23 protein-coding genes and 1 pseudogene are annotated in these 23,351 nt (G+C 73.3%); 16 read left to right on the plus strand and 8 right to left on the minus strand.

All coding sequences use genetic code 11. The annotated features are described in order from the left end of the window. Positions 1–78 precede the first annotated feature (78 nt). The 7 genes and pseudogenes from EV371_RS10210 to EV371_RS10235 all read left to right on the plus strand — a co-directional run. Complete coding sequence (locus tag EV371_RS10210; RefSeq protein ID WP_207230451.1) at positions 79–1,437, plus strand: cellulase family glycosylhydrolase; 1,359 nt, start codon at positions 79–81, stop codon at positions 1,435–1,437. A 4-nt stretch (positions 1,438–1,441) separates the two neighbouring features. Next, on the plus strand, positions 1,442–3,637 hold the full coding sequence (locus EV371_RS10215; protein ID WP_130461833.1) for a 3-dehydroquinate synthase family protein: 2,196 nt from the start codon (positions 1,442–1,444) through the stop codon (positions 3,635–3,637). Beyond that, positions 3,634–6,000 (plus strand): ROK family protein, encoded by a 2,367-nt coding sequence (locus tag EV371_RS33350; protein ID WP_165436654.1) that lies wholly within the window; start codon positions 3,634–3,636, stop codon positions 5,998–6,000. Before EV371_RS10215 ends, EV371_RS33350 begins: the two co-directional genes overlap by 4 nt. Beyond that, complete coding sequence (locus tag EV371_RS33355) at positions 5,997–7,448, plus strand: hypothetical protein (RefSeq protein WP_165436655.1); 1,452 nt, start codon at positions 5,997–5,999, stop codon at positions 7,446–7,448. Before EV371_RS33350 ends, EV371_RS33355 begins: the two co-directional genes overlap by 4 nt. After that, entirely contained in the window at positions 7,445–8,455 is a 1,011-nt protein-coding gene (locus EV371_RS10225; protein WP_165436656.1) for a Gfo/Idh/MocA family protein, read from the plus strand. The genes EV371_RS33355 and EV371_RS10225 overlap by 4 nt, the downstream gene beginning before the upstream one ends. Continuing rightward, positions 8,452–9,369: a sugar phosphate isomerase/epimerase family protein gene (locus EV371_RS10230; RefSeq protein WP_130461836.1), complete on the plus strand. Its 918-nt coding sequence runs from the start codon at positions 8,452–8,454 to the stop codon at positions 9,367–9,369. The genes EV371_RS10225 and EV371_RS10230 overlap by 4 nt, the downstream gene beginning before the upstream one ends. Positions 9,370–9,437: 68 nt before the next feature. Beyond that, a pseudogene (locus EV371_RS10235) lies at positions 9,438–10,385 on the plus strand (Gfo/Idh/MocA family protein); the annotation flags it as partial. A 90-nt stretch (positions 10,386–10,475) separates the two neighbouring features. Here EV371_RS10235 and EV371_RS34250 read toward each other — a convergent pair. The 3 genes from EV371_RS34250 to EV371_RS10250 all read right to left on the minus strand — a co-directional run bounded on the left by EV371_RS34250 (position 10,476) and on the right by EV371_RS10250 (position 13,028). Continuing rightward, entirely contained in the window at positions 10,476–11,348 is an 873-nt protein-coding gene (locus EV371_RS34250; RefSeq protein WP_130461837.1) for a glycosyltransferase, read from the minus strand. Next, the gene (locus EV371_RS10245; RefSeq protein ID WP_130461838.1) at positions 11,345–12,109 is read right to left on the minus strand and encodes a DUF6071 family protein; all 765 of its coding nucleotides are present in this window, start codon (positions 12,107–12,109) and stop codon (positions 11,345–11,347) included. Before EV371_RS10245 ends, EV371_RS34250 begins: the two co-directional genes overlap by 4 nt. A gap of 151 nt (positions 12,110–12,260) precedes the next feature. Further along, positions 12,261–13,028, minus strand: a complete 768-nt coding sequence (locus tag EV371_RS10250) for a TetR/AcrR family transcriptional regulator (RefSeq protein ID WP_486484565.1) — start codon at positions 13,026–13,028, stop codon at positions 12,261–12,263. An 87-nt stretch (positions 13,029–13,115) separates the two neighbouring features. On the opposite strand from EV371_RS10250, the gene EV371_RS10255 reads away from it, so the two are divergent. The 3 genes from EV371_RS10255 to EV371_RS10265 all read left to right on the plus strand — a co-directional run bounded on the left by EV371_RS10255 (position 13,116) and on the right by EV371_RS10265 (position 15,944). Next, on the plus strand, positions 13,116–14,147 hold the full coding sequence (locus EV371_RS10255; protein WP_130461839.1) for an ATP-binding cassette domain-containing protein: 1,032 nt from the start codon (positions 13,116–13,118) through the stop codon (positions 14,145–14,147). Positions 14,148–14,161: 14 nt separating this feature from the next. Beyond that, complete coding sequence (locus EV371_RS10260) at positions 14,162–14,983, plus strand: ABC transporter permease (protein ID WP_130465801.1); 822 nt, start codon at positions 14,162–14,164, stop codon at positions 14,981–14,983. Positions 14,984–15,101: 118 nt separating this feature from the next. Next, entirely contained in the window at positions 15,102–15,944 is an 843-nt protein-coding gene (locus tag EV371_RS10265; protein ID WP_130461840.1) for an alpha/beta fold hydrolase, read from the plus strand. A gap of 60 nt (positions 15,945–16,004) precedes the next feature. Here EV371_RS10265 and EV371_RS10270 read toward each other — a convergent pair whose 3' ends face one another. After that, a complete protein-coding gene (locus EV371_RS10270; RefSeq protein ID WP_130461841.1) occupies positions 16,005–16,277 on the minus strand; it encodes a YciI family protein in 273 nt (90 codons plus the stop codon). 108 nt (positions 16,278–16,385) lie between these two features. Here EV371_RS10270 and EV371_RS10275 point away from each other — a divergent pair, with 108 nt between their 5' ends. Then, positions 16,386–17,066: a helix-turn-helix domain-containing protein gene (locus EV371_RS10275; protein WP_130461842.1), complete on the plus strand. Its 681-nt coding sequence runs from the start codon at positions 16,386–16,388 to the stop codon at positions 17,064–17,066. Between the two features lie 86 nt (positions 17,067–17,152). Here the strand turns inward: EV371_RS10275 and EV371_RS10280 are convergent, their stop codons facing one another. From EV371_RS10280 to EV371_RS10290, 3 genes are all read right to left on the minus strand, one after another. Further along, positions 17,153–18,085: an alcohol dehydrogenase catalytic domain-containing protein gene (locus tag EV371_RS10280; protein WP_207230452.1), complete on the minus strand. Its 933-nt coding sequence runs from the start codon at positions 18,083–18,085 to the stop codon at positions 17,153–17,155. A gap of 131 nt (positions 18,086–18,216) precedes the next feature. Beyond that, positions 18,217–18,939 (minus strand): BON domain-containing class I SAM-dependent methyltransferase, encoded by a 723-nt coding sequence (locus EV371_RS10285; RefSeq protein WP_130461844.1) that lies wholly within the window; start codon positions 18,937–18,939, stop codon positions 18,217–18,219. Between the two features lie 143 nt (positions 18,940–19,082). Beyond that, complete coding sequence (locus EV371_RS10290) at positions 19,083–19,400, minus strand: hypothetical protein (RefSeq protein ID WP_130461845.1); 318 nt, start codon at positions 19,398–19,400, stop codon at positions 19,083–19,085. 241 nt (positions 19,401–19,641) lie between these two features. Here EV371_RS10290 and EV371_RS10295 point away from each other — a divergent pair, with 241 nt between their 5' ends. From EV371_RS10295 to EV371_RS10315, 5 genes are all read left to right on the plus strand, one after another. Further along, positions 19,642–20,400 (plus strand): ROK family protein, encoded by a 759-nt coding sequence (locus EV371_RS10295; RefSeq protein ID WP_130461846.1) that lies wholly within the window; start codon positions 19,642–19,644, stop codon positions 20,398–20,400. Positions 20,401–20,605: 205 nt separating this feature from the next. After that, complete coding sequence (locus EV371_RS10300) at positions 20,606–20,974, plus strand: tetratricopeptide repeat protein (protein WP_130461847.1); 369 nt, start codon at positions 20,606–20,608, stop codon at positions 20,972–20,974. A gap of 64 nt (positions 20,975–21,038) precedes the next feature. After that, a complete protein-coding gene (locus EV371_RS10305) occupies positions 21,039–21,293 on the plus strand; it encodes a Smr/MutS family protein (RefSeq protein WP_130461848.1) in 255 nt (84 codons plus the stop codon). A gap of 389 nt (positions 21,294–21,682) precedes the next feature. Beyond that, entirely contained in the window at positions 21,683–22,312 is a 630-nt protein-coding gene (locus EV371_RS10310) for a hypothetical protein (protein WP_130461849.1), read from the plus strand. 36 nt (positions 22,313–22,348) lie between these two features. Beyond that, positions 22,349–22,819: a CinA family protein gene (locus tag EV371_RS10315; protein WP_349338367.1), complete on the plus strand. Its 471-nt coding sequence runs from the start codon at positions 22,349–22,351 to the stop codon at positions 22,817–22,819. A gap of 106 nt (positions 22,820–22,925) precedes the next feature. On the opposite strand, the gene EV371_RS10320 is transcribed toward EV371_RS10315, so the two are convergent. Further along, positions 22,926–23,315: a hypothetical protein gene (locus tag EV371_RS10320; protein ID WP_130461850.1), complete on the minus strand. Its 390-nt coding sequence runs from the start codon at positions 23,313–23,315 to the stop codon at positions 22,926–22,928. Positions 23,316–23,351: the final 36 nt, after the last annotated feature.

Here is a 23,351-nt window from a genome sequence, read left to right on the forward strand (position 1 = left end):
CAAATAGTTGACGGCGACGGACAGTCGGTTATCTGGCGGGGGATTGGCCTCGCCGGTTGGCTCAACTTCGAGAACTGGATGACCGGTTTCCCGGCGTACGAGCAGGGCATGCGGGGCGCCGTGCGGGACGTACTCGGGCCGGAGCGGTCGGCGTTCTTCTTCGACCGCTTCCTGGAGCACTTCTTCACCGCCGACGACGCCCGGTTCATCGCCGGGCTCGGCTGCAACGTGGTCCGGATCCCGGTCAACTACCGACACCTGGAGGACGACCGCCGACCGTTCGAGATCGTGGAGTCCGGATTCCGTCACCTGGACCGGGCGATCGAGCTGCTCGCCGCGTGCGGCGTACGCACCATCATCGACCTGCACGCGCTGCCCGGCTGGCAGAACCAGGACTGGCACAGCGACAACCCCAGCCACGTGGCCCAGTTCTGGCAGCACCCGCACTTCCAGGACCGGGTCGTACACCTCTGGCGGGCGATCGCCGGCCGCTACCGGGACGAGCCGTGGGTGGCCGCGTACAACCCGGTCAACGAACCGGCCGACCCGACCGGGGAGGTGATCGGGCCGTACTCGCGGCGGCTGGTCGAGGCGATCCGCGAGGTCGACCCGGAGCACATCGTGATCCTGGAGGGCAACCGCTACTCCAACGACTTCGACGTGTACGGCGAACCGCTGCCCAACGTGATCTACTCGCACCACGACTACGCGCCGCCCGGTTACGTCCCGGACGGTCGCTACCCGGGTGTGGCGCACCTGACGCACGTCTGGGAGTCGCCGGACGGCATCGGCTACGAACACGGCATCCTGCTGCCGGACCAGTCCCGCGACCAGTACTTCGACGCGAGCGTGCTGGAGCGGACCTACCTCAAGCGCAGCGAGTACATGCTCCGCACCGGCACCCCGGTCTACGTCGGCGAGTTCAACGTCGTCTTCACCGGCGAACCCGAGCGCGACCGGATGCGGCTCGACCTGCTCGCCGACCAGTTCGAGATCTACACCCGGCACCGGGCCAACTGGGCGTTCTGGCCCTACAAGGACATCGGGGTGGCGGCACCGCTGACCGTCGACCCGGAGAGCCCGTGGATGCGCCGGATTCGGCCGGTACTGGAGAAGAAGGCCCGGCTCGGCGTCGACCTGTGGGGCGGCCGGCACGACCAGATCCAGCAGGTGATGCGCCCGCTCAAGGAGCTCTTCGCCCGGGAGTTCCCGGACTACCGGCCGTTTCCGTTCGGCAGCGAGTTCCTGATCGGCCGGCTGGTGCCGCAGATCCTCTTCGCCGAGGCCCTGCTGCCGGAGTTCGGTGAGCTGTTCCGGGGCATGGACGAGGTGGCGATCGACGAGATGATGTCCTCGTTCCGGTTCGACCGGTGCCGGCCGCGCGGGCCGTTGGTCGAGCTGCTGCGCCGGGCCTGCGCCCAGCAAGCGCCGGTGTGAGGCGATGTCGTCGACCACCCCGGTTCCGGCCCTGGCCCGACCCCGCGACCTGTCCGGGCCGACGGCGACTCCGCCGGGTCCCAAGGACGCGCTGCGGGCCGAGCTGATCGACACCTTCGAGCTGCGGATGCGGCGGGGACTGTGGCGGCCCGGCGACACCACGCTGCTGCGGGCACTCGGCGGCGCGCGCCGGATCCTCGCCGTCTGCGACCGGCCCGAGCGGGGCCGCCGGCTGGACGCCTATCTCGGATACTGGCGGGAGCGCGGTGCGCTGGACCGGTACCGGACGGTCGACGCCGGTGACCTCGCCACGCCGGAGAACCCCGATCCGGTACGCGCGGTGGTGCGGGCCGCCCTCGCGGCCGGGCTCGGCCGGCGGGACGCCTTCGTCTCCCTCGCCGGGCCGCCGGCAACCGCCGCCACCGTGCTGGCCGCCGCGATGTACCGCCGGTACGCCCACGCGGTCCGGGTGCACGACGGGCTGTCCTCGTTGCTGGCCTCCCTGCACTGGAGCGCCCGGGTGGTGGCCGGCGAACCGGCGCTCGCCGCCGAGGCGCGGGATCCGGTGTTGCTGGTCGACGTGGACACCCTGCTGGCCGATCCCACTCCGGTGCGTCCCGACGAGGAGTCGGCGATCCGCCACCTCGCCGGCCACGACGACGTACTCGCCGACCAGCTGGACCGGGCGCGCGAGCCGGCCCTGGTCCGGCAGGCGGCGCTGGCCGCGGTGGCCCGGCTGCTGCACCGGCACGGCCCCGGCGACCGCCGGATCTGGCCGGCACCCCCACCGGCAGCCGACGCGCCGCCGATGCCCCCGCCGTCCACCGCCGGGCTGGCCTCCACCGCCGGGCCGGCGTCCCCGGTGTGGGTGGCACCCATGACGGACGGTGCGCGGACGTCGGGCGGAGCGGGGTGGCCGGGGTCGGTGCCGGCGCCGGTACGGGCACACCGGATCCGGAAGCTCGGCTACCGGGTCACCTTCACCGCCCGGGTTCTCGCCCCGGACAATCCGGTGCTCTCCGGATACCTGCCGGCCCATTCCCGGGTGCTGGCGGTGGTCGACGACTACTCGCCGGCGGTCACCGCCGCAGTCCGGGACATGCTCGCCCGGCGCCGCCGGCAGGGGCGGCTCGCCGGCTGCACGGTACTGCCGCTGCGCAGCTCCTCCCGGGGCAAGACCTTCGAGGCGGCCGGGCGGCTGCTGCGCCGGGTACGCCGGCTCGGCCTCGGGCCCGCCGACCGGATCCTGGCGGTCGGCGGCGGGACCGTGCTCGATCTGGTCGGCTACGTCGCCGCCTGCCACTCCGGCGGTACGCCGTACCTGCGCGTGCCGACCACCCTGGTCGGGCTGGTCGACGCGGGGATCGGGCTGAAGGTCGGCGTCGACCTGGACGGCCGGAAGAACCTGCTCGGCGCGTACCATCCGCCGCTGGCCTGCCTCTGCGACGCCGGTTTCCTGCAGACCCTGCCGGAGGTCGAGTTCCGCTGCGGACTGGCCGAGATCGTCAAGATCGCACTGGTCCGGGACGCCCGCCTCTACCACCTGGTCGAGGAGCACCACGCCGTGCTGCGCGACCCCGGTGCCGCGGCGGTGCTCGACGAGGTGCTCCGGCGCGCGGTCGCCGCGATGCTGGTCGAGCTGGAGGAGAACCCCTGGGAGCGGCGGCTGCGCCGGCTCGCCGACTTCGGCCACGAGTTCGGGCACGTGTTGGAGGAGCGGTCCGGCTACCGGCTGCGGCACGGCGAGGCGGTGGCGGTCGGGATGGCGCTCTCCTGCCGGCTGGGCGTTGCCGCGGGGCGGCTGCCGTACGCCGTCGCCGACCGCGCCGAGAGGCTGCTGCGCCGGATCGGGCTGCCGACGTACGACGACTGCTGCGACGCCGACGAGCTGTGGCGGGCACTGCGCACCCACGTACTGCCGCACAAGGGTGGCGAACTGCACCTGGCGGTACCGGTCGGGATCGGGGCCGGCGGGTTCGTCGACTCGATCGACGAGATCGGTCCGGCGGACCTGCACCGGGCCTGGTCGGCGCTGCGCCGCCGGAGGCCCCTCGGCGACCCTCCTGCCGCTGGCGCGCCGGTCCCGCCCGCTGGCGCGCCGATCCCATCCGGCGGCGCGCCGATCCCATCCGCTGGCGCGCCGATCCCGCCCGGCGGAGATGGGCCGGTGGTGTCGGCCCCGGCGTGGAGCGGGCCGTGACCGGACGGACGGAACCGGAGGGGTGGACCCGGGTGCCGGCGCCGCAGGGCGTGGTGGTCGACGTCGGCGGCACCTGGACCCGGCTGGCGCTGGCCGAGGCGGGTCGGCCGGTCGGCGAGGTGGTCCGGTTCGCCACCCCGAACCGGCGGGACCGGCCGGACGTTCCGCTGGCCGCCGTCCGCGACCTCCTGATGGACCGGATCGCCGAGGAGGCCGACCGGCTGCACCGGACCGCCGGACCCGCCGGACGGCGGGAGGTAGGGGTCGCGTTCGGTGCGGTGATCACCGTCGAGGGCGTGGTGCGGGACGCGAGCGTGCTCTGGCAGGCGCGGTCGGCCGGCTACGACGTACGGGCGGCGCTGGGCGCGCGGCTGCCGTGGGCCAGGGTCACGGTGGTCAACGACGTCGCCGCGGCCGCCTGGCACTACCGGCGGCTCGGCCGGTTCGCACTGGTCACCGTCAGCACCGGGGTGGCGGTCAAGGTCTTCGACGACCGACTGCCCGGCACCGCCAAGGTGCTCGTCGACCCGGCCGGGCTCGGCGGGGAGATCGGGCACGTGCCGGTCGAGCCGAGCCGGCTCGACGCGGTGCCCGGCGGGCCGGCCGGAGCCGCCCGGCTCGGTCGGGCCGCCGCAGCCGGGGACCGGTCCGCCCGTGAGCGACTGGCCACACTGGACCTTCCGTGGTGCGACTGCGGTGCGGTGGCCGACCTCTGCGCGTACAGCTCCGGGCCGGCCGTGCTGCGGGCGGCGATCCGGCGGGCCCGGCGGCACCCGGCCGACTTCGCCGCGTCGCTACTGCACCGGCTCGTCGACGGCGACCCGGACCGGATCGACGGGCCGGCGCTCGCCACCGCGGCCCGGACCGGCGACGCGTTCGTCACCGACCTGCTGCGCGCGGCGACCCGGCACCTCGCGGTGGCGCTCCTGCAGGTCTGCGCCCAGCTCGGGCTCTGCCGCGCGGTGGTGGTCGGCGGCTTCGCGCACGGCGTCGGCGCGCCCTGGTTCGCCGCGCTACGCGAGTGGCTGGCGAAGCTCTGCGTCGACGCCGGCTGGTTCTCCGGCTGGACGGCCGCCGAGCGGGACGGGCTGCTGCACGTCCCCGACGACGCGGACCGGGCCACCCTGGCCGGGATGGCCGGCTACCTCGCCGCGCGCCAGGCCGAGATCCGCGAGGTGGTCAAGCCGGTCGGCGAGTCGCGGCTGGTCCTGACCACCGGCACCCGACCGCGCTGCGGCCGCGAGCAGTTGCTGCTCCGCCCCAGGTACGCCGGCCTCTGCGGCACCGACCTGCAGATCCTGCGCGGCGAGCGGGGTCTGGAGCCGGGGGTGCTCGGGCACGAGTGCGTGGCCGAGGTGGTCGAGGTGGGTACGTCGGTCTCCGGGCTCCGCCCCGGTGACCTGGTGACGCTCAACCCGAACCACCCCACCGACGACTACCTCAAGCTCGGCCACAACCTGCCCGGGGTGTTCCGGGACGTCCTCGTCACCGATCTGGGTGCGCTGGCCCAGGGGCAGCTCGTCGGGCTTCCGCCCGGCTGCGGCCCGGAGTGGGTCCTGCTGGAGCCGCTGGCGGCGGTACTGCGGGCGCACCGGGGACTCGCCGGCGACTGGGCCGGCCGGGACGTCCTCGTCGTCGGTGCCGGCGTACTCGGCCTGCTGCACGTGGCGGTCGCCCGCGCCCGTGGCGCCCGTACCGTGACCGTGGCCGCCCGGACCGACCGGCGGCTACGGGCGGCGGTCCAGCGTGGACTGCCGGCCCCGGACGCGGTGCTGCCGCTCGGTCCCGGGCTCGCCGCCGGGGTCCGGTCGGTGACCGCCGGTCGCGGTGCCGAGCTGGCCGTGCTGGCGGTGGCCGGTGACGGCGGGCCGGCGGCGGCCGAACTCACCTGGCCGGCGCTGGCCGACGGGGCCGGCCTGCACCTGTTCGGGGGTTTCCGGCCCGGCCGGCTGCTCCGGGCCGGCGGCGGCACGGCGCTGGACCCGGCGGCGGTACGGGCCGGCGGCGGGCGTCGGGTGGTGGAGAACCCGGCCGGTGGCCGGTGCACCGTGGTCGGCTCCCGGGGCGGTCGGGCCGGCGACTTCACCGCCGCCCGGGACCTGCTCGCCGGAGCGTCACCCGCCGATCCCGCCGATCCCGCCGGGACCGGCGGCGACACCTCCTCGGCCACCCTCGCGGTCGACCTGGCGCCGCTGGTCAGCCACCTCGTCTCGCTGCCCGCGCTGCCGGGTGTGGCGACCGAACTGCTCGACCACGGAACGGTCGCCGGCGGCTGCGCACTGCGGGTCGTGGTCGACCTGCGGCTCGACGGCACCGTGGTGGCTCCGGCGCCGCCGATACCGGCCCGACGGGGTACGCCGTGACCGGGCCGCACCGGGGGGCCGAGCCGAGCGGAGCCGAACTCTGGGCGTACGTGCGGGCCGCTGCCGCTGGCGAGCGGTACGGGCCGGCCGGTACGGTCGCCGCGCTCGCCAGCCTCGCCGGAGTGCCCCGACTCGGCTGGGTACGCCCACCGGCCTGGCCGCGGGTCTCCCGGCTCACCGCCGACCGGGGCGGCGGACGGCTGCTGCGCGGCTGCCGCCGGGCCGTCTTCGCCGGCACCGGCGGCTGGGCCTTCGGGCTGCGGGCGATCTGCGAGGCGGTGCCGGGACAGAGCGCGGTCCGGGTGCTGGACTCCCTGGACCCGGCGACGGTGCAGCGGACCCTGGGCGAGTGGGACGGGCCGGGGGCCGCCGCCGGGTTCGCGGTCAGCGCCTCCGGGCGTACCCGGGAGACCCGGCTGCTGGCAGCCACCCTGGCGCTGGTCCGGCAGCGTACCGGCGGAGCGGCCCCGGCCTGGCTCCGCGAGCGCGACGGGACGCTCTCGGTGAGCGGCGGCCGCGACCAGGTGGCCCTCTACCACGCCCCGCTCTCGGTGCCGGCGCTGCTCACCGCCCGGATGCTGAGCGGGCCGCACTTCGACGCCGCCTACCGGGCGTTCGCCGGGGCGGCACGGACGATCGGCGAGTGGGCCGGCGAGGAGTCGGGCCGGTTCCCGGCCACCGGCCGGCCCCGGGTGCTGTTCCGGCTGCCGCCCGGCGCCGGTCCGGGGCTGCGGCTCTGGACCCTCCAGGCGGCCCGGCAGGGGTGGGGCGGCAAGTCCGAGCGGTTCCGGCCGTGGCCGGACGTGACGGCCGAGCCGTCCTCGGGTGCGCTGGTCGTCGACGTGGCGGCGGGCATCTCCGCGCTGTGCCGGCCCGGCGGACCGGCCGGCGCGGTCGCCGCCGCGATGGCCGCCTGCTACGCGGTCGCCGCCCTGGTGGTGTGTGTCGCGGTACGGCACGGGCTGCGCTTCGCCACCCACGACGCGGTGCAGCGGTACAAGCGGCTGTTGCCGGTGACACCGACCGCGGCCGACCGGCCCGTCGGGAGCCGGGCGGTGGCCGGCGGCGACGAACTCGCCACCGTACTCGCCGGATGGCTGGCCCGGCGGCCCGAACTCACCGCCGTGCACGTCGTCGGCTACGGCGCCGGCCCGGCCGGTGCGGTCCGGGCGGAACGGCTGGCGCAGCGGCTCGGCCGCACCGTCGAGGTGCACGAGGGCAGCGGCTGGAACCACCACTCGTACCAACTGGTCTGGCACACCCGCTCGGTCGGGGTGGCGGTACTGCTCGACCCGGAGCTGCCGGTCGGCACCGGCGATCCGGCCCTGGACGATGCGCTGGCGGCCCAACGGCACACCCTGGACGCGATCGCCGTGGCCACCCACCGTTCGCTCGCCCCACGCAGCCTGCTGCTGCACTGGTCCGGCCCGCCGGGGCGGATCCGATGACGTTCCGGATCGGCATCGTGGGCGCCGGGTTCCTGACCCGCCGGGCGCTGCTGCCGGCGATCGCCGCCGCCGACGACCTGCGGCTGGTCGCCGTACTCGACCCCGACGAGGCGGCGCTGCGGGCGGTGGCCGCCGAGGTGCCGGAGATCTGGGCCGGGACGGACGTCCGCGACTTCCTGCGTACGCCGCTGGACGGGGTGCACGTGGCGACGCCGAACCGACGGCACGCCGAGTACGCCTGCCGGGCGCTGGCCCGGGGCATCCCGACGCTGGTGGAGAAGCCGCTCGCCGACACCGTGGCGGGCGGGCAGTGGATCCTGCGCGCCGCGACCGCCTCCGGCGCACCGGCGATGGTCGGCTACATGTCCCGGTACAACGCGTTCAACCGGGCGGTGGTCGAACTGGTCCGCTCCGGGCGGCTCGGCGCGCCCCGGTCGATCGCCGCCTGCCACCTCGGGCACCGGCTGGGGGACTGGCGTAACCGGCGGGCCGACAGTGGCCTCGGCTGCCTCGGCGACCTGGCGATCTATCCGTTGCTGACCGCGGCCGACGTCTTCGACGCGGCGCCGACCGCCTGCCGGGCCACCGGCTACCCGGCCGGTGACCGGGAGCAGACCGAGATCTTCGTCGAGGCCACCGTGTGGTTCGGCGAGGAGCGGCGGCTCCAGGTCGAGTCGTCCTTCACCGAACCACCGGAGACCGGCGTCTCGCGCTACACCGTCGTCTGCGAGCGGGGCCTGCTGGTGGTCCGGAACTCGTGGGCGATGGACTCCGGCGGCTCGGTGCTGGTCTGCGACGAGCGGGGACGGCGCTGGCTGCGCCCCGAGCCGGTGGATCCGTACCTCGCCCAGTACCGGGCGTTCGCCGCCAGCGCGGCCGGACAGCCGGTACCGGTCGAGGTGGGGGTCGCCCGCGCGCTGCGGGACCTGCGGGTGCTGCACGCACTCGAACGAAGCGTCGCCAACGGCGGAGTGCGGTTGGCATTGACCGGAGGGCAGAACCCATGAAGCTCGTCCTGCACAGCTACACCTTCCGCCGCTACCCCCTGCGGCACGTCTTCGCGGTCGCCGCGCGGTACGGCTGGGACGGCATCGAGCTGGTCCACTTCCACTTCGACCCGGCCCGGGTCGAGACCGAGGTCGCGGACGCGGTGGCGCTCGGCCGGCACTACGGGGTGGGTGTGCACTGTGTCGGCTACACCGGAGATTTCGTCGGCGACGACCCGGCGACCCGGGCCGCCTCGCTGGCCCTGGCCGAGCGCACCGTCGCCGCCGCCGCCCGGCAGGGGATCGAACTGGTCAACGGCTGGTCCGGGACCTTGGAACGGGATCCGGACGACTGGCGGGTCAACGGCAGTGCCCTGGCCCGGGAGGTGCACTACGAGCGGGCCGCCGAGGGTTACCGCCGGCTCGGCGACTACGCGGCCCGGCACGGCGTACGGGTGGGGGTGGAGGTCTATCCCGGCTCGGTGCACGACACGGTGGCCGGTACCGCGAAGCTGCTGGCGATGGTGGACCATCCGGCCGTGGTCGCCACGGCGGACCCCGGCAACGCCTACGTGGTCAGCCTGGCCGACCGGGATCCCGCCGTGCTCGACCAGCTCGCCGGCCGGCTCGGCTACTTCCACCTGAAGAACCTGCACCCGCGTGGCGGGCGGGCGGACTTCAACGTGGACACCGCCGACGGCGTGCTGGACAACTACGCCTGGATCACCAAGGCGGACTCGCTCGGCGTACCGGCGATCTGTGTCGAGTACTGCGGGGACGGTGATCCGCATCCGCCGATCGCCCGGGCCGGCGACTACGTACGCGACTGCCTGGCGCTCCGCGACGACCTCGCCTGCCGGCACGCGGCGGCGGAGGCGGCCGGGGAACTCGTGACCGGCGCGGCGCTGGCCGGTGCGGCGGGGTCCGGTCGGTGAGCGCCGGCTCGCCGACGACCGCCGCCTGGAACGCCCCGGAGGCGACCGCCCGGCCGGTCCGGTGGGGTGTGCTCGGCACCGGCTGGATGGCCGGCCGGTTCGTCGAGGACCTGCGGCGGCTGCCGGACGCCGAGGTGGTCGCGGTCGGTTCGCGTACCGGGGAGGCGGCCGAGCGGTTCGCCACCCGGTACGCGGTCCCGCGCGGGTACGGCAGTTGGGCCGGGCTCGCCGCCGACGATCGGGTCGACGTCGTCTACGTGGCGACGCCGCACGCCAGCCACCACGCGGCCAGCGCGCTCTGCCTGGACGCGGGCCGGGCGGTGCTCTGCGAGAAGCCGTTCACGCTCAACGCCGGGCAGGCCGTCGACCTGGTCACCCGGGCCCGATCCGCCGGCCTCTTCCTGATGGAGGCGATGTGGATGCGCTGCGTACCGGCGATCCGCCGGCTGGTCACCCTGGTCCGGGACGGTGCGGTCGGGGTACCCCGGCTGGTCCAGGCGGACTTCGGCCTGGTGGGGCCGGTCGACCCCGGCCACCGGCTGCGGGACCCGACGCTCGGCGGTGGCGCCCTGCTGGACCTCGGCGTCTATCCGGTGACCCTGGCCCACCTGCTGCTCGGGGCGCCGGACTCGGTCACCGGGCTCGCCACGCTGAGCCGACACGGCGTCGACGAGACCACCGCGCTGGTGCTGGGCTACCCGGACGGGGCGCTGGCCAGCCTCTCCTGTTCGATCGTCGCCGACACGCCGTGGACGGCCACGGTCTGCGGCAGCGGCGGCCGGATCGAGCTGGACCGGGGCTTCTTCCGGCCCGCCCGGCTGACCCTGCGGCAGGGGGACGGCGAGCCGCGGGCCGTCGAGGTGCCGTACCAGGGGGAGGGGTTCGTGCACGAGGCGGTCGAGGTGATGCGCTGCCTGCGGGCCGGGTTGACCGAGAGCCCGCTCGCCACCCTGGCCGACACCGTGGCGGTGCTGCGGATCCTGGACGCCGTACGGGCCCGGACCGGGGTGCGCTATCCGGCCGACGACGACTGGCCGGCGGTGTCGGACGGCCGGTCGACCGGTGCGGACGGCGGTCCGGCCCGGGACGACGCCGGGCCGGCCGGGCTAAGGGAAGACGACCCGGTGGCGCAGGCTGCCGACGATCCGGCCGCAGCGCATCGCGCACCGGGTCACCCAGACGGCCCGGGCCCGCCGGGACCGGAGCAGGTCGGGCAGGTGGCGCAGCAGCCAGCGCCACTCCCGGGCGGCCGGCCGGACCGAGCGGGGTAGCCCGGCGGCGGCGAAGTCCCGGTACAGCCGGGGGTGGCTGAGGCCGTACGAGTAGTACTGCCGGGCCATCTCCCGGAGCCGGCGACGCAGCCGGTAGTGCACCACCGCTTCCGGCAGCGCCCCGACCGGGTACCCGGCGAGCTGCGCCCGCCAGAAGAAGCTCACCTCGTCCGAGCCGTACCGGTAGGCGGGGTCGAAGCCGCCGAGTTCCTCGAAGACGGTCCGGCGCACCCCGCAGTTGGCGCCGAGCGCGTAGGGGAGGAAGTCGAATCCCTCCTGGAGCGAGCCGGCCGGCTTCTCGGGCCGGGTGGCGAGGGACACCTCGTCGTTGAGCAGCCGGCGTTCGACGTGTCCGCCGACGGCGGGAAACTCGGCGAGTCCGCGTACCATCTCGGCCACCCAGCCGGGCGCGACCACGTCGTCCTGGTCGCAGAAGAGCAGCAGTTCTCCCCGGCTCACCCGGCAGCCCTCGTTGCGGGCGTAGCTGGTGCCGGCCCGGTCGACCGCCTTGTGCAGCCGGAGCCCGGGCAGCCGGCTGGCGAAGGCGGCGACCAGTTCCGGCGTACCGTCGGTGGAGCCGTTGTCGACCACGACGAGTTCCCAGCGTCCGGGGTAGGTCTGCCGGGTCAGCGCCGCCAGTTGCGCGCCGATCGTCGCGGCGCCGTTGCGGGTCGGCATGATCACCGACACCAGCCCGGGTACGGTCATCGCCCGGCCCGTCCGGTCGCCGGGAAGCGCAACCGTTCGTCCCCGCCGAGCCAGCGCGACATCGCGGCGGCGAACCGCTGGTGTCCCTCCCGGAGCGGATGGTCCCAGTCGCCGAACGGCACCCGGCCGAAGACCATCTCCCGGAAGGTCTGCTCGGGGCGGGGTGGCAGTGTTCCGAAGACCAGGTCGGCGCGGAGGGCGCGCATCACCGGTACCGCCTCGGCCGGGATCGGGTCGGGCAGGATCTCCCAGGCGAACGCGTACCGGCTCGGCACGCCGAGACCGGTGAGGTGGTGCTCCAGCAGCAGCCAGTCGACGAAGAAGTTGACGGTCTCGCCGGTGGTGTTGAACAGGTGCCGGAGGTACGCCTTCGACGGCCGGTCCCCCTCGGCGGCCTTCCAGTCGGCCACCCGCTGCCAGTGCAGTTCGCCGGGGAGCGCCGGTCGTACCCCGAGGTCGGGTCGGACCGGACCGTCCTCGATCCCGCTGTCGTAGTACTCGTTGCGGCTCAGCGCGGTCCACATGTTGACGAAGAGGATCTGGTCGTACCCGACGCCGTGCGCCGCCCGGATCGACTCCAGGTGCTGCACGGTGGTGCGGACGGCTCGCCGGTTGGAGCCGCCGTCGCAGGCCAGGTTGACCACGCCGATGCCGAGTTCCCGGCCGAGCAGGGCAGGCCAGGCCTCCCGCTCCGGCTCGGCCAGTTCGGCGCCCCGGGCGAAGCTGCAGCCGTTGGCCACGAGCAGCCGGATCGTGCTCATGTGCGCCGACCTCACCCCGTCTGTGCTCCGGGTACAGGGCAGCGTGGGAACGCTCCCATGTGATGACGAAGGTAAATATATCCAGTACCGGCTAGGTGGGCAACGGCGTGCCTGCGACCCGGCAGGGGTTTCGGTCGACCCCTGCGCGCCCCTACCGGGCGGTCCGGGCCCGGACGAACGCCTCGATCCCGTCCAGCACCCGTTGCAGCCCGAACTCGAACGAACGGGCCGGGTCGGCCGGGGCGTTGTGCTCGGCGCCGGCCGCCGCGCCGACCCGGGCCGCCATCGGGTAGCGCTCGGGATCGAAGACCTGCTCCAGCAGGGGTGCGAAGCGCTCCCACCACTCCTGGACGGTCATTCCGGTGCGCTGCCGCACCTGGGCGGCCTCCACGGCGCCGCGTACCGCGCCGTGCACGTAGTCGGCGAGCATGCCGACCAGGAGGTCCATCTCGATGTCGGTCAGGCCGAGTCCGGCGACGGCGCTGAGTTCGCGGTCGTACTTGGCCATCGAGTTGGGGCCGAGCACCGGAAGGCTGGTCGCGACCTGGAGCAGCCAGGGGTGCCGGCGGTAGCGGTCCCAGTTCTCCCGGGCCAGCCGTTCGAGCCGGCTCCGCCAGTCGCCCCGGTCGTCGTCCGGGTCGGCGGCCCGGGCATGGACGGTGTCGAGCATCACGTCGAGCAGCTCGGCCTTGCCCGGCACGTAGGTGTAGAGGGACATCGCGGTGACCCCGAGTTCGTCGGCGACCCGCCGCATGGAGAGGCCGGCCAGCCCCTCGCGGTCGGCGATCCCGATGGCCGCCCGGACTATCCGGTCCACCGTGAGCTTGGGTTTCGGTCCCCGCCGGGGTCGGTCCGGTACGCCCCAGAGCAGCTCCATGCTTCGCTTCGGGTCGCCACTGCCGCTGTACTCCGTCGTCACCTCGTCATTCTCCCGGACTTGAATTCTTTACGGCGTACGCTATAGTTGCCGCCTGACTCTGTACGGTGTACATGATTTGGGGTGGTCATGCACGACAACACACCGGCGATCCGGGCCGAGGGGCTGCGCAAGCGGTACGGCGAGCGGTTCGCCCTGGACGGGCTCGACCTGCACGTCCCGGCCGGCACCGTGCACGGCCTGCTCGGGCCGAACGGCGCCGGCAAGACCACGCTGGTACGCATCCTGACCACCCTGCTCCGGTTCGACGCCGGTCGGGCCGAGGTGGCCGGCCAGGACGTGGCCCGCCGGCCCGACCTGGTCCGCTACCGGATCGGGCTGGTCGGGCAGCACGCGGCCGTGGACGAGGTGCTCTCCGGCCGGCAGAACCTGGCGATGTTCGGGCGGCTCTACCACCTACCCGGTGCGGTCGCCGACCGCCGGGCGGACGAACTGCTGGACCGGTTCGGCCTGGCCGACAGCGGGGACAGGCCCGTCGGCCGGTACTCGGGCGGGATGCGACGCCGGCTCGACCTGGCCGCCGGGCTGATCCTGGCCCCGGAGGTGCTCTTCCTCGACGAACCGACCACCGGGCTCGACCCGCGCGGGCGCAACGAGATGTGGGCGGCGGTACGCGACCTGGCCGGCGCCGGCACGACGGTGCTGCTCACCACCCAGTACCTCGACGAGGCCGACCAACTCGCCGACCGGATCTCGGTGGTCGACGCCGGCCGGATCGTCGCCGACGGTACGCCGGACGAACTGAAGAGCCGGCTCGGCGGCGACCGGATCGACATCGTGCTGCACCGCCTCGCCGACCTGCCGGAGGCGGCGGAACTGCTCGGCCGGATCGCCGACGGGCCGGTCAACCGGGACGACGACGACCGGCGGATCAGCGCCCCGGTGCGGGACCGGATCGGCGCACTCGGCGCGCTGGTGCGCGGGCTCGACGAGCGGGACATCGCGGCCGAGGACATCGCGCTGCGCCGACCGACCCTGGACGAGGTGTTCCTGCACCTCACCGATGGCACCGGCGGCGAAGCCCGCGCCGGTGGTCGGGGCGGGCCGGCCGGCCCGACCGGCGACCTGGCCGACGAGGAGAACCGGGAGGTGGCACGGTGACCACGACGACGACCATGACATTTCCGTCCCCGCCGCGACACGCCGCGCAGCGGCTGCGCTGGGTACTCGCGGACAGTTGGACGATCACCCGCCGGGACCTGGCGCACTGGGTCCGTCAACCGGTGCAGGTCGTCCTCGGGCTGCTGTTTCCGATCATGGTGGTACTGATGTTCGGCTACCTGTTCGGCGGCGGGATGGCGGTGCCCGGCGGTGGCGGCTACCGGGAGTTCCTGATGCCCGGGATGTACGCGATGACCATGCTCTTCGGCATCGAGGCCACCTACGCCGCGGTCGCCACCGACGCCGCCCGGGGAATCACCGACCGGTTTCGGGCGATGCCGATGGCCGGCTCGGCGGTGGTGGTCGGCCGCAGCGTCGCCGACCTGCTGCACGCCGCGCTCGGCCTGGCGGTGATGGTCGGCTGCGGACTGGCGGTCGGCTGGCGGTGGCACGGCGGCGTCGGTGCCGCGCTGGCCGCGTTCGGGCTGCTCCTGCTGCTGCGGTTCGCGGTGCTCTGGGTGGGTATCTACCTCGGCCTGCTGCTGCGTAACCCGGAGGCGCTGGTCGCGTTGCAGGTGCTGGTCTGGCCGGTACTCTTCCTCTCCAACGCTCTGGTCGCCCCCGACACCATGCCGGGCTGGCTGGGCGTCGTGGCCGAGTTGAACCCGCTCTCCGCGACGGTCTCCGCCACCCGGGAGCTCTTCGAGAACCCCGGCTGGGGGGAGAGCTCCCGGCTCGACCGCTACGCCGTGCCACTGGCGCTGGGCTGGCCGATCCTGCTGACCGCGATCTTCCTACCGCTCTCGGTGCGGCTGTACCGGCGACTCGACCGGTAGCCGGCGGCCCGACGGCCGTACGCCCCGCTCGGCCGGGGCGTACGGCCGGGGTTGCGGCGGCCGGTGAGGGGTATCCCAGGACGCCAGCGCGGCGAGAGCGAGCCTGGAAGAGGACATCATGCCCCTGCTACCCGATGAACCCAGCCGACCCGACGCCATCGTGTTGATCCACGGCCTCTGGATGACCTCCCGGAGTTGGGAGCACTGGGCCGACCGGTACCGGGATGCCGGGTTCCAGGTGCTGACGCCAGCCTGGCCCGGCATGGACTCCGACGTCGAGGCATTGCGCCGCGACCCGGCCGCGATCGCCGGGCTGACCTCGGACCAGATCGTCGACCACCACGAGCGGATCATCCGTGAACTGCCCAGCCCGCCGATCATCATGGGACACTCGTTCGGCGGCGCGTTCGCCCAGATGCTGCTGGACCGCGGGCTGGGCGCGGCCGGAGTCGCGATCGACTCGGCGGCGGTCAAGGGAGTCGTCCGGATGCCGCTCTCCTCGCTCAAGGCCAGCCTGCCGGTACTGCGGAACCCGGCGAACCGGCACCGGGCCGTACCGCTGAGTCTGGACGAGTTCCACTACGCCTTCGCCAACACCATGTCCCGGGACGAGGCGGAGCAGGCGTACCAGCGCCACCACGTACCGGCCGCCGGGCACGTGCTCTTCGAGTCGGCGCTGGCGAACCTGAACCCCCGGACCGCGCTGCGGGTGGACTTCGGCAACGAGCGGCGGGCGCCACTGCTGCTGATCGCCGGCGGCGCCGACCACGTGGCGCCACCCTCGGTGACGAAGGCGACCGCCGGACAGTACCGGAAGTCGACCGCGGTCACCGGCTACAAGGAGTTCCCGGGTCGATCGCACTACATCCTGGGGCAGCCCGGCTGGGAGGAGGTCGCCGACTACGCGCTCAACTGGGCCGTGCAGGCGGCGCTGTCCCGCCGACCGCAACCCCACCGGTAGCGGACCCGCGCTCCGGTTCCGCTCGGGCCACCGACCCCGGCGTCGGACGGCGCGGTCGGGTCACGGCGCCAGGCCGCCGACCGCCGGTGCCCAGTGCCGCAACGTGACCACCTCGACCCCGGGCGTCCGGTAGTAGGGGTCGGCGCCGAGAGTCTGCCGCACCGCCGCTTCGTCCGCGTCGAAGAGCAGCAGCGCGCCCGAGTCGTCCGCCCAGGGCCCGGCCGCCACGAGGTCGCCGTCGGCGTGCAGCCGGGCCAGCAGTTCCCGGTGGGCCGGCCGGGCGGCCAGCCGGGCGGCGGGGTCGCCGGTGAAGTGCAGTTCCACAACGATCATGTGCAGGACCATACGTACCCCCGCCGAGCCGTCGCTGTAACCGGGTATACAGCCGATCGGGCCGTTTCGGCGGGCCGCAGTCCCGGTTGGTCGGGAACAATTCGTCAGATGGAACCGACGGACCTGCGCGGGCTGGCCGCCGTACCCGTCTTCGCCGCCCTCGGGCCGGTGCGGCTGCGCCGGCTACTCGACCGCTCGGTGCTCCGGGCCGCCCGCCCCGGCGCGGTGCTGGCGGTACGCGGTCAGCCCGCCGAGCACGTGATCGTGGTGCAGGCGGGCATCCTGACCGGGGTGCACGACACCGCCGACGGAAAGCGGCTGCGGCTCGGTGACTTCGCCGGCCCGTGCGCGGTCGACAAGAGCGCAGTACTGGACGGCGGCGGTTACACCGCTACCTGGCTGGCCGCCACGGTACTGCGCTACCGACTGGTACCGGCCGGCGAACTGCTCCGGCTGATCGACGACGTACCGGCGGTGCGGCGGCACGTACTCAGGCACCTGGCCCAACGGCTGCGCCACCGGCAGGCGGAGCTGGTACGCACCTCGTACGCCGATGCCGGGACCCGGGTGGCGGCCTGGCTGGTCGCCGCGGCCGGCCGGAGCGGGCGCCGGGTGCCGCTGCCCGGGGCGCAGCAGGGGCTGGCGGAGTCGATCGGGATGACCAGGGTGTCGGTCAACCGGGCGCTGCGGACCCTCGCCGAGGCCGGGCTGCTCCGGGTCGAGCCGGGCGCGGTGGTGGTCCTGGCACCCGAACTCCTGGCCGCCCGCGCCGTGCACGGTGACGGCTGACCACCGGCGCCGACGCGGCGGTGACGTGATGCTCGACGGGCCACACACGGGATCTCGACGGCAGCGGCTGCCACGCCGCACCGGTGTTACCCGGCCGAACCGATCGCCACGGCGAGCTTGCCGACGATACCGCTGTTGGTGAAATCGGCGAACGCCTGCGGTACCTCGTCCAGCAGGTAGGTGCGGGCGATCGACGGGCGCAGCCGGTCGGCGGCGGCCTCGGTGGCGATGTGGTCGAGCACGATCCGGTCCGGGATCGCCTCGACCGCCGTGACGTTCAGCGCACGGTCGCCGAGCTGCTCGGAGTCCACCCCCAGGGTGGAGGAGAACCGGCCGCCGGGAGTGACCAGGTCGGCGATCAGCTCCGGATCGCCGGCGAGGTGCACGGCGCTGTCCACCCCGTCCGGGGCGAGCTGCCGGACCTGTGCGGCCAGGTCGCCCCGGTAGTCGACGGTGTGCGCGGCGCCGAGTTCGTGCAGCAGGTCGGCGGCCGGCCCGGACTCGGCGGTGGCGATCACGGTCGCGCCGCGCGCGGCGGCGAGCTGGACGGCGTAGTGCCCGACCCCACCGGTGGCTCCGGAGATCAGCAGCGTCTCGCCGTGTGCCGGGGCGACCGCGTCGACGCTGGCCAGCGCGGCGACGCCGGCCAGACCGAGTACGCCCGCGGAGCGGTAGTCGAGCCCGGCCGGCAGCGGCGCGAGGCCGATGTCCTCCGGTACGACGACGTACTCGCCGAACGACCCGTCGCCGAGCCCGGGCTTGGTCACCACGCCGAAGACCTTCTCGCCGGGCATGAACCCGCTGACCCCCGGCCCGACCTCCGTGACGATGCCGGCGAAGTCCCGGCCGAGCACCACCGGGAACTGGTGCTCGACCTCGCCGTCCAGGAACCCACCGGCGAGTTTCGCGTCGAAGCCGTTCAGGGACGAGCTCTGTACCTCGATCTTCACCTCGCCGTCGCCGGGCGTCGGCTCCGGCATTTCCCGGACCTGCGGCATCGCCCCAAACGACTCAGACATGACGGCACGCATCTACCGGCCCTCCCCGACTACTCCGCCCGATTCGACCCGGCTGCATTCCCGCCGGACTCCGCCGCATGCCTTCCCACCGGGGGGGATAACCGGATTCCGGGTCGGCGAGTCGTGAGGTCTCAGTCGAAGAACCGGGCCAGGTGGCTGGGTTCCGGGCCGGGGTCGTCCGGGCCCAGCGGGGTGAGGTCGGCGAAGATCGACGCACCGTCGCAGCCGGCGTGCAGCGGGTACCACCGGGGCGCACCGGGATGGCGATGGCAGATGTGCTTGATCGTCTGTACGTCCAGCAGGCGTACATGAGTCGGGTCGGCGACCGCGTTGACATGTCCCCACCAGGGGCTCATCACGTGCAGTACGCCGCCGGGCCGGAGCACCCGGTGGCACTCGTCGACCAGGGTCAGGAAGTCGATCAGGTGCTCCAGGATGTGCACCGTGAAGATCACGTCGACCGAGTCGCCGGCCAGCGGCAGCGGGCCGGAGAGGTCCGCCTGGGCGTCCACTCCCGGGGCCACCCGCAGGTCGAGGCCGAGGTTGCCCGGGTACTGCTTGGCGGCGCCGCAGCCGAGATCCATCACCACCGGGTCCCGCCCGGCCACCCGTACCCGGGACCAGACGGCCAGTACGCCGTCGAGCCGGCCGACGAGTCGCCGGACCAGCGCCAGTTCGTCCCGGTGGGCAGCCTCGCCGGTCAGGTGGGCGACACCGCGGTCGAACCGTACCTCCACCGCCGTGCCGCGCAGCCGGTCGTCGTGCGTGACGAGGTCGGCGTACGCCGTGCCGAGGAACTCGTCGATCGCCCGCAACCGTTCCCCGGAGGGCGCCCTGTGCAGTTGCGCGACCATCACCACCTCCCGGCCGGGGCTACCCGGAATGCTCCGGTCTACGCCTCGCCCCGGCGGGTCGGTGGAGTTGGTCGCTTTCCGCCGATTGGCGACTCGCCGCACCGCCCACTCCGACCCGCCCACACCACCCCGGCCCGCCGCCGTCAGCCGGTGCCGGCGCGCCGGCCGGCCCGCCCCAGGCTGCGCAGCCTCGGCCGGGGCGTCGCCGTCCGGAGTACTCGTTTCAGGTGGTACCGGTGCAGTTCCGCACTCCCCTTCATGTTGCCGTCCTCGGTCACCGAGACCAGTTCCCAGCCCTGGGCTCCGGCCCGGTTGAGGTGGGCGAGCGCGGTGTCCCCGTACGGAGAGACGTCGAGCACGGCACCATCCGGGCCATACCAGGTGTAGGCGAGTTCCCAGCCGGTGTCGTCCAACCGGGGCTGGCGCCGCCGCACCAACAGTGCGTACTCCCATCTGAGCATGGCGTAGTTCTTGCCCAGCCGTACGGCGGCAGAAACCGGGCTCGACGGGTCGGTGGGATCCTCGGCGATCAGTGAACCTTTTTCAACCTCCCCTTGCGGTCCGTCGGAGCGCAAGGTCGGACGCGGTGTGTGAGCGCCGCGTGGTTCAGGTTGAAAAAGGTTCAGTGTGGCGCTCATGAGACCTCAGATGCTATCCGCCCGCCCGGCCGCGACCCGGCGCCGGAGTAGCAGACTGATTCCTGTGATGACCACGTTGGCGATCGACTGCGGCGGTGGCGGGATCAAGGCGTCCGTGCTCGACGACGCCGGCACGATGCGTACCCGGCCGCTGCGGGTGCCGACCCCGTACCCGTTGCCGACCGCGCTCTTCGTCAAGACGCTGCTGGATCTCGGCGGCCGGCTGCCGACGGCCGACCGGGTCACCGTCGGGATGCCCGGGATGCTGCGGCACGGCGTCGTGGTGGCCACCCCGCACTACGTCACCCGGGCCGGGCCGCGCACCAGACCGGATCCGGAGTTGGTCGCCGAGTGGTCCGGCTTCGACGTCCGCAGCGCGCTCACCGACGCGTTCGGGCTGCCGACACTGGTGCTCAACGACGCCGAGGTGCACGGCGCCGGGGTGGTCGCCGGGACCGGCCTGGAGCTGGTACTCACCCTCGGCACCGGGCTGGGCTGCGCGCTCTTCGACGGCGGACGGCTCGCCCCGCACCTGGAACTGTCGCAGGCGCCGGTCCGGTGGAGGATGAGCTACGACACCTACATCGGCGAGCACGAGCGGCGCCGGCTCGGCGACGCGTTCTGGTCGCGCCGGGTCCGGGGGGTGGTGGACGGGCTCCGCCCGGTCTTCCTCTGGGACCGGCTCTACCTGGGTGGCGGCAACTCCCGGCTGGTCCGGCCGGAGCAGGTCGCCCGGATGGGTGACGACGTGGTGGTGGTGCCGAACAGCGCCGGCATCCTCGGCGGCGTACGCGCCTGGGAAATGGGCTCCCGGCGGCCCTGACACCAGAGGCGTTATCCGCGCTAGCGCCCCTGGTGTCCGGGTCGGCGGTGCCGGCCGACCGCCGGGTGGTCGACGCGTTACCGCTCGGCCGGGTGCTCCGGGCCCGCCGGTTTCCGTCGTGATCTCGTCGCCCGGAACAGTCGCGGTACTGGCGGTGTTGTGCCAGCGTCGAGGGAAGTAGTCGCGATACGAGGAGGTGGGTCTAGTGGATCTTCTCGCCGAGTACCGGCGGGCGACCCTGTACTTCGAGACCGGGGACCCGTCCGGAGCTGTCAGGTTGCTGGAGCCCATCGTCGAGGCCGAGCCCGACAACGCCTCCGTACGGCAGTTGCTCGCCCGCGCGTACTTCCAGACGGCTCAGCTGGGTCGAGCCGAGGAGCAGCTGCGCACACTGGTGCAGCGCGACCCGAGCGACCACTACGCGCACCATGTGCTGGGCCGCACCCTGGAGCGGGACGGCCGACCGGAGGAGGCTCTCCGCCACCTCCGGATCGCCGCCGCGATGTACGCGGAGAACGACGACTACCGGATCGCACTGGAGCGCGTCGAGAACCGGGTCGGCGGTCGACGGTGACCGCTCCCCGGCGGCTCCGCCTACGATCGGATGTCATGGACGCTGCGCGGCCGGTGACCCACCGATGAAGCTCAAGCTGGACCTGCACGACATCTTCAACCGTGGCCACGACATCGACCGGGCGCTGCGTGGGATCATGGACGAGGCGGTGGCCAAGAAGGCGACCATGGTCGAGATCATTCCGGGCAAGGGGTCGGGGCAGCTGAAGAAGCGGGTGCTGCGGTTCCTCGACCAGAAGGAGATCAAGCAGCTATACCACCGGGTCGAGAAGGATTCCAAGAACTTCGGCCGCCTTTTCGTGCATTTTCGCTGGAAATAGGCCACGCCCGGGCGGAACAGGGAGGTCCCCGGCGGGGAAACCGGGGACCATGGCCAGCTCCCATTGCCTTCCGGAACCAAATTCTCCACTGTGCACACAGTTGACGGGTAGCCGACACATCATCGCCGCGACCGGCCATAGCGACCACTGATCGCGTGGACTACGCTTCCAATCCACGATCAGGTCTGTGCTACGTCAAGGCGCCCCCACCGGATCATTTTCATTCGATCATGGATGTCGGGCGGTCCGCGAGAGGCGGTGCACCAATCGACATGAAATCGATCTTCCGCGTTCGTACCGTTCTCGGGTTTCTCACCGTTGCCCTACTGGTCGTCCAGGCCGTGTTGTTACGGACGGCCGGACAGGTCGCCGATGCCGATCGAATCACCATGATATCGCTGGTCGCGGTGCTGCTCCTGACGACGGGGGTGCTCGTCGTCGCGGTGCTTCGTCCGCAGGCCCTGCTCGCGACCAAGGCGGCGCTTCCGAGCGAGGCGGCACCGGCCGGCCCCGCTCCGGCCACGGCCACGGCCACGGATCCGGGCATCGAGTACGAGTTCGACGTCTTCCTCTCCTCTCCGATGTCGTCGTTGGACGAGGCCAACTACACCGCGCACCGCGACGGCCTGCTCAAACTCGTCCGCAAGATAGAGGAACGGTGCAACTACCGGTGTTACTACGCCGGGCGGAACCGGCCGACCGCGAGCGAGTTCGAGGCCGAGGACGTGGCGTTGCGCAACGACCTCCGGGCGCTGCGGCGCAGCCGATTCTTCCTGATGGTGGTGCCGGAGCAGAGAGTGTCGAGCGTATGGGTGGAGGCCGGGATCGCGCTGGCCATGAGTAAGTCATCCGTCTATCTGGGGCGTACGGACGTCGAGCTGCCGTTCGTACTGAGAGGCGCGGCACGGTCGACCCATCCGGAGATCCCCCGGATCAGGATGTACTCCTATCGGGACATCGACGAGGCGATCAAGCTCATCGAGGTCAACGGCCGAAGCCTGTTCGATCACACCACGTGACCGCCGAGGAATCGAAGCGGGGAGAAGGGAGGACAATTGCGTCACGAGGAAGAGATCGGCCCACTCCTGTCGGGGCGGGGCTTGTCGCTGGCCACCGCCGAATCACTTACCGGTGGCCTGGTCGGCAATCTGGTCACCTCCGTTTCCGGGGCGTCCGGCTACTACCGGGGCGGAATCATCTCCTACGCCACCGAGGCGAAGGAGAAGGTGCTGCACGTGCGTGCCGCGACGTTGGCCGCGCACGGCCCGGTGAGTTGGCAGACCGCGATCGAGATGGCGGTGGGGGTGCGGGACATCTTCGCCGCCTCGATCGGCATCTCCACCACCGGCGTCGCGGGGCCGACCGAGCAGGACGGCCATCCGGTCGGCACCCTGCACATCGGGATCGCGGACCGGGCCGGCGCTGATCACCTGACCCTGCGCGGCCCGGCGGGCAGCCGAGCCGAGGTTCGTGCCTGGGCGGCTCGGGAGGCCCTGGCGTTCCTGGTCGCCCGCCTGAACCGGTGAGCTCCCCGGCGAGGCGGCTCGGCCGGGGGAGCCGGACGTGCGGTTTCGCCGGGCGGCGGGCCCGCCCGGTCCAGGACGGGCCGCGCCCGGCGGCGAGGTCGTGCGGTCAGGCCGGCTGGCTGGTGGTGCTGGTGGGCTGGCGGGGTGCCGCGTTGCTGGTTCCGTTGCTGGAGACCGCCGGTGCGGCGCCGACGCCGAGCACGGTCAACGCGGCCAGCAGCAGCGCGATCCACTCGTTCGAGTCGAGTCCACCGAGGATCACCGTGGCCAGCACCTGGAGCACGCTCAACAGCACGGCGACGGCGGTCTTGGCCCACCGGTACTGCGGAGTCAGTGGCACCAGGTAGACGCCGACGGCGGTGGCGGCGGCGATGGCGATCTGCACCGCCTCGTCCGGCTCGATGCGCTGGTCTCCGGAGACGGCGCCGTAGGCGACCGTGAGTGCCGCCCCGGCGACGGCGGCGAGGGCCTTGCCGTACTTGTGGATCATGTTCATTTTTCTTGCCTTTCCGTGGCCGGCCTACCGGAGACG

The sequence above is a fragment of the Plantactinospora sp. CNZ321 genome (assembly GCF_004217235.1).

Excerpts from the sequence above, each read along its gene's own strand:
- EV371_RS10290 (WP_130461845.1), bottom strand. The coding sequence starts at position 19,400 with ATGCTCAGATGGGAGTACGCACTGTTGGTGCGGCGGCGCCAGCCCCGG.
- EV371_RS10305 (WP_130461848.1), top strand. The coding sequence starts at position 21,039 with ATGAAGCTCAAGCTGGACCTGCACGACATCTTCAACCGTGGCCACGAC.
- EV371_RS10245 (WP_130461838.1), bottom strand. The coding sequence starts at position 12,109 with ATGAGCACGATCCGGCTGCTCGTGGCCAACGGCTGCAGCTTCGCCCGG.
- EV371_RS10265 (WP_130461840.1), top strand. The coding sequence starts at position 15,102 with ATGCCCCTGCTACCCGATGAACCCAGCCGACCCGACGCCATCGTGTTG.
- EV371_RS10210 (WP_207230451.1), top strand. The coding sequence starts at position 79 with ATGACCGGTTTCCCGGCGTACGAGCAGGGCATGCGGGGCGCCGTGCGG.
- EV371_RS10230 (WP_130461836.1), top strand. The coding sequence starts at position 8,452 with ATGAAGCTCGTCCTGCACAGCTACACCTTCCGCCGCTACCCCCTGCGG.
- EV371_RS34250 (WP_130461837.1), bottom strand. The coding sequence starts at position 11,348 with ATGACCGTACCCGGGCTGGTGTCGGTGATCATGCCGACCCGCAACGGC.
- EV371_RS10320 (WP_130461850.1), bottom strand. The coding sequence starts at position 23,315 with ATGAACATGATCCACAAGTACGGCAAGGCCCTCGCCGCCGTCGCCGGG.
- EV371_RS10285 (WP_130461844.1), bottom strand. The coding sequence starts at position 18,939 with ATGGTCGCGCAACTGCACAGGGCGCCCTCCGGGGAACGGTTGCGGGCG.
- EV371_RS10275 (WP_130461842.1), top strand. The coding sequence starts at position 16,386 with ATGGAACCGACGGACCTGCGCGGGCTGGCCGCCGTACCCGTCTTCGCC.
- EV371_RS10310 (WP_130461849.1), top strand. The coding sequence starts at position 21,683 with ATGATATCGCTGGTCGCGGTGCTGCTCCTGACGACGGGGGTGCTCGTC.
- EV371_RS10270 (WP_130461841.1), bottom strand. The coding sequence starts at position 16,277 with ATGATCGTTGTGGAACTGCACTTCACCGGCGACCCCGCCGCCCGGCTG.
- EV371_RS10280 (WP_207230452.1), bottom strand. The coding sequence starts at position 18,085 with ATGTCTGAGTCGTTTGGGGCGATGCCGCAGGTCCGGGAAATGCCGGAG.
- EV371_RS10255 (WP_130461839.1), top strand. The coding sequence starts at position 13,116 with ATGCACGACAACACACCGGCGATCCGGGCCGAGGGGCTGCGCAAGCGG.
- EV371_RS10215 (WP_130461833.1), top strand. The coding sequence starts at position 1,442 with ATGTCGTCGACCACCCCGGTTCCGGCCCTGGCCCGACCCCGCGACCTG.
- EV371_RS10260 (WP_130465801.1), top strand. The coding sequence starts at position 14,162 with ATGACATTTCCGTCCCCGCCGCGACACGCCGCGCAGCGGCTGCGCTGG.
- EV371_RS10225 (WP_165436656.1), top strand. The coding sequence starts at position 7,445 with ATGACGTTCCGGATCGGCATCGTGGGCGCCGGGTTCCTGACCCGCCGG.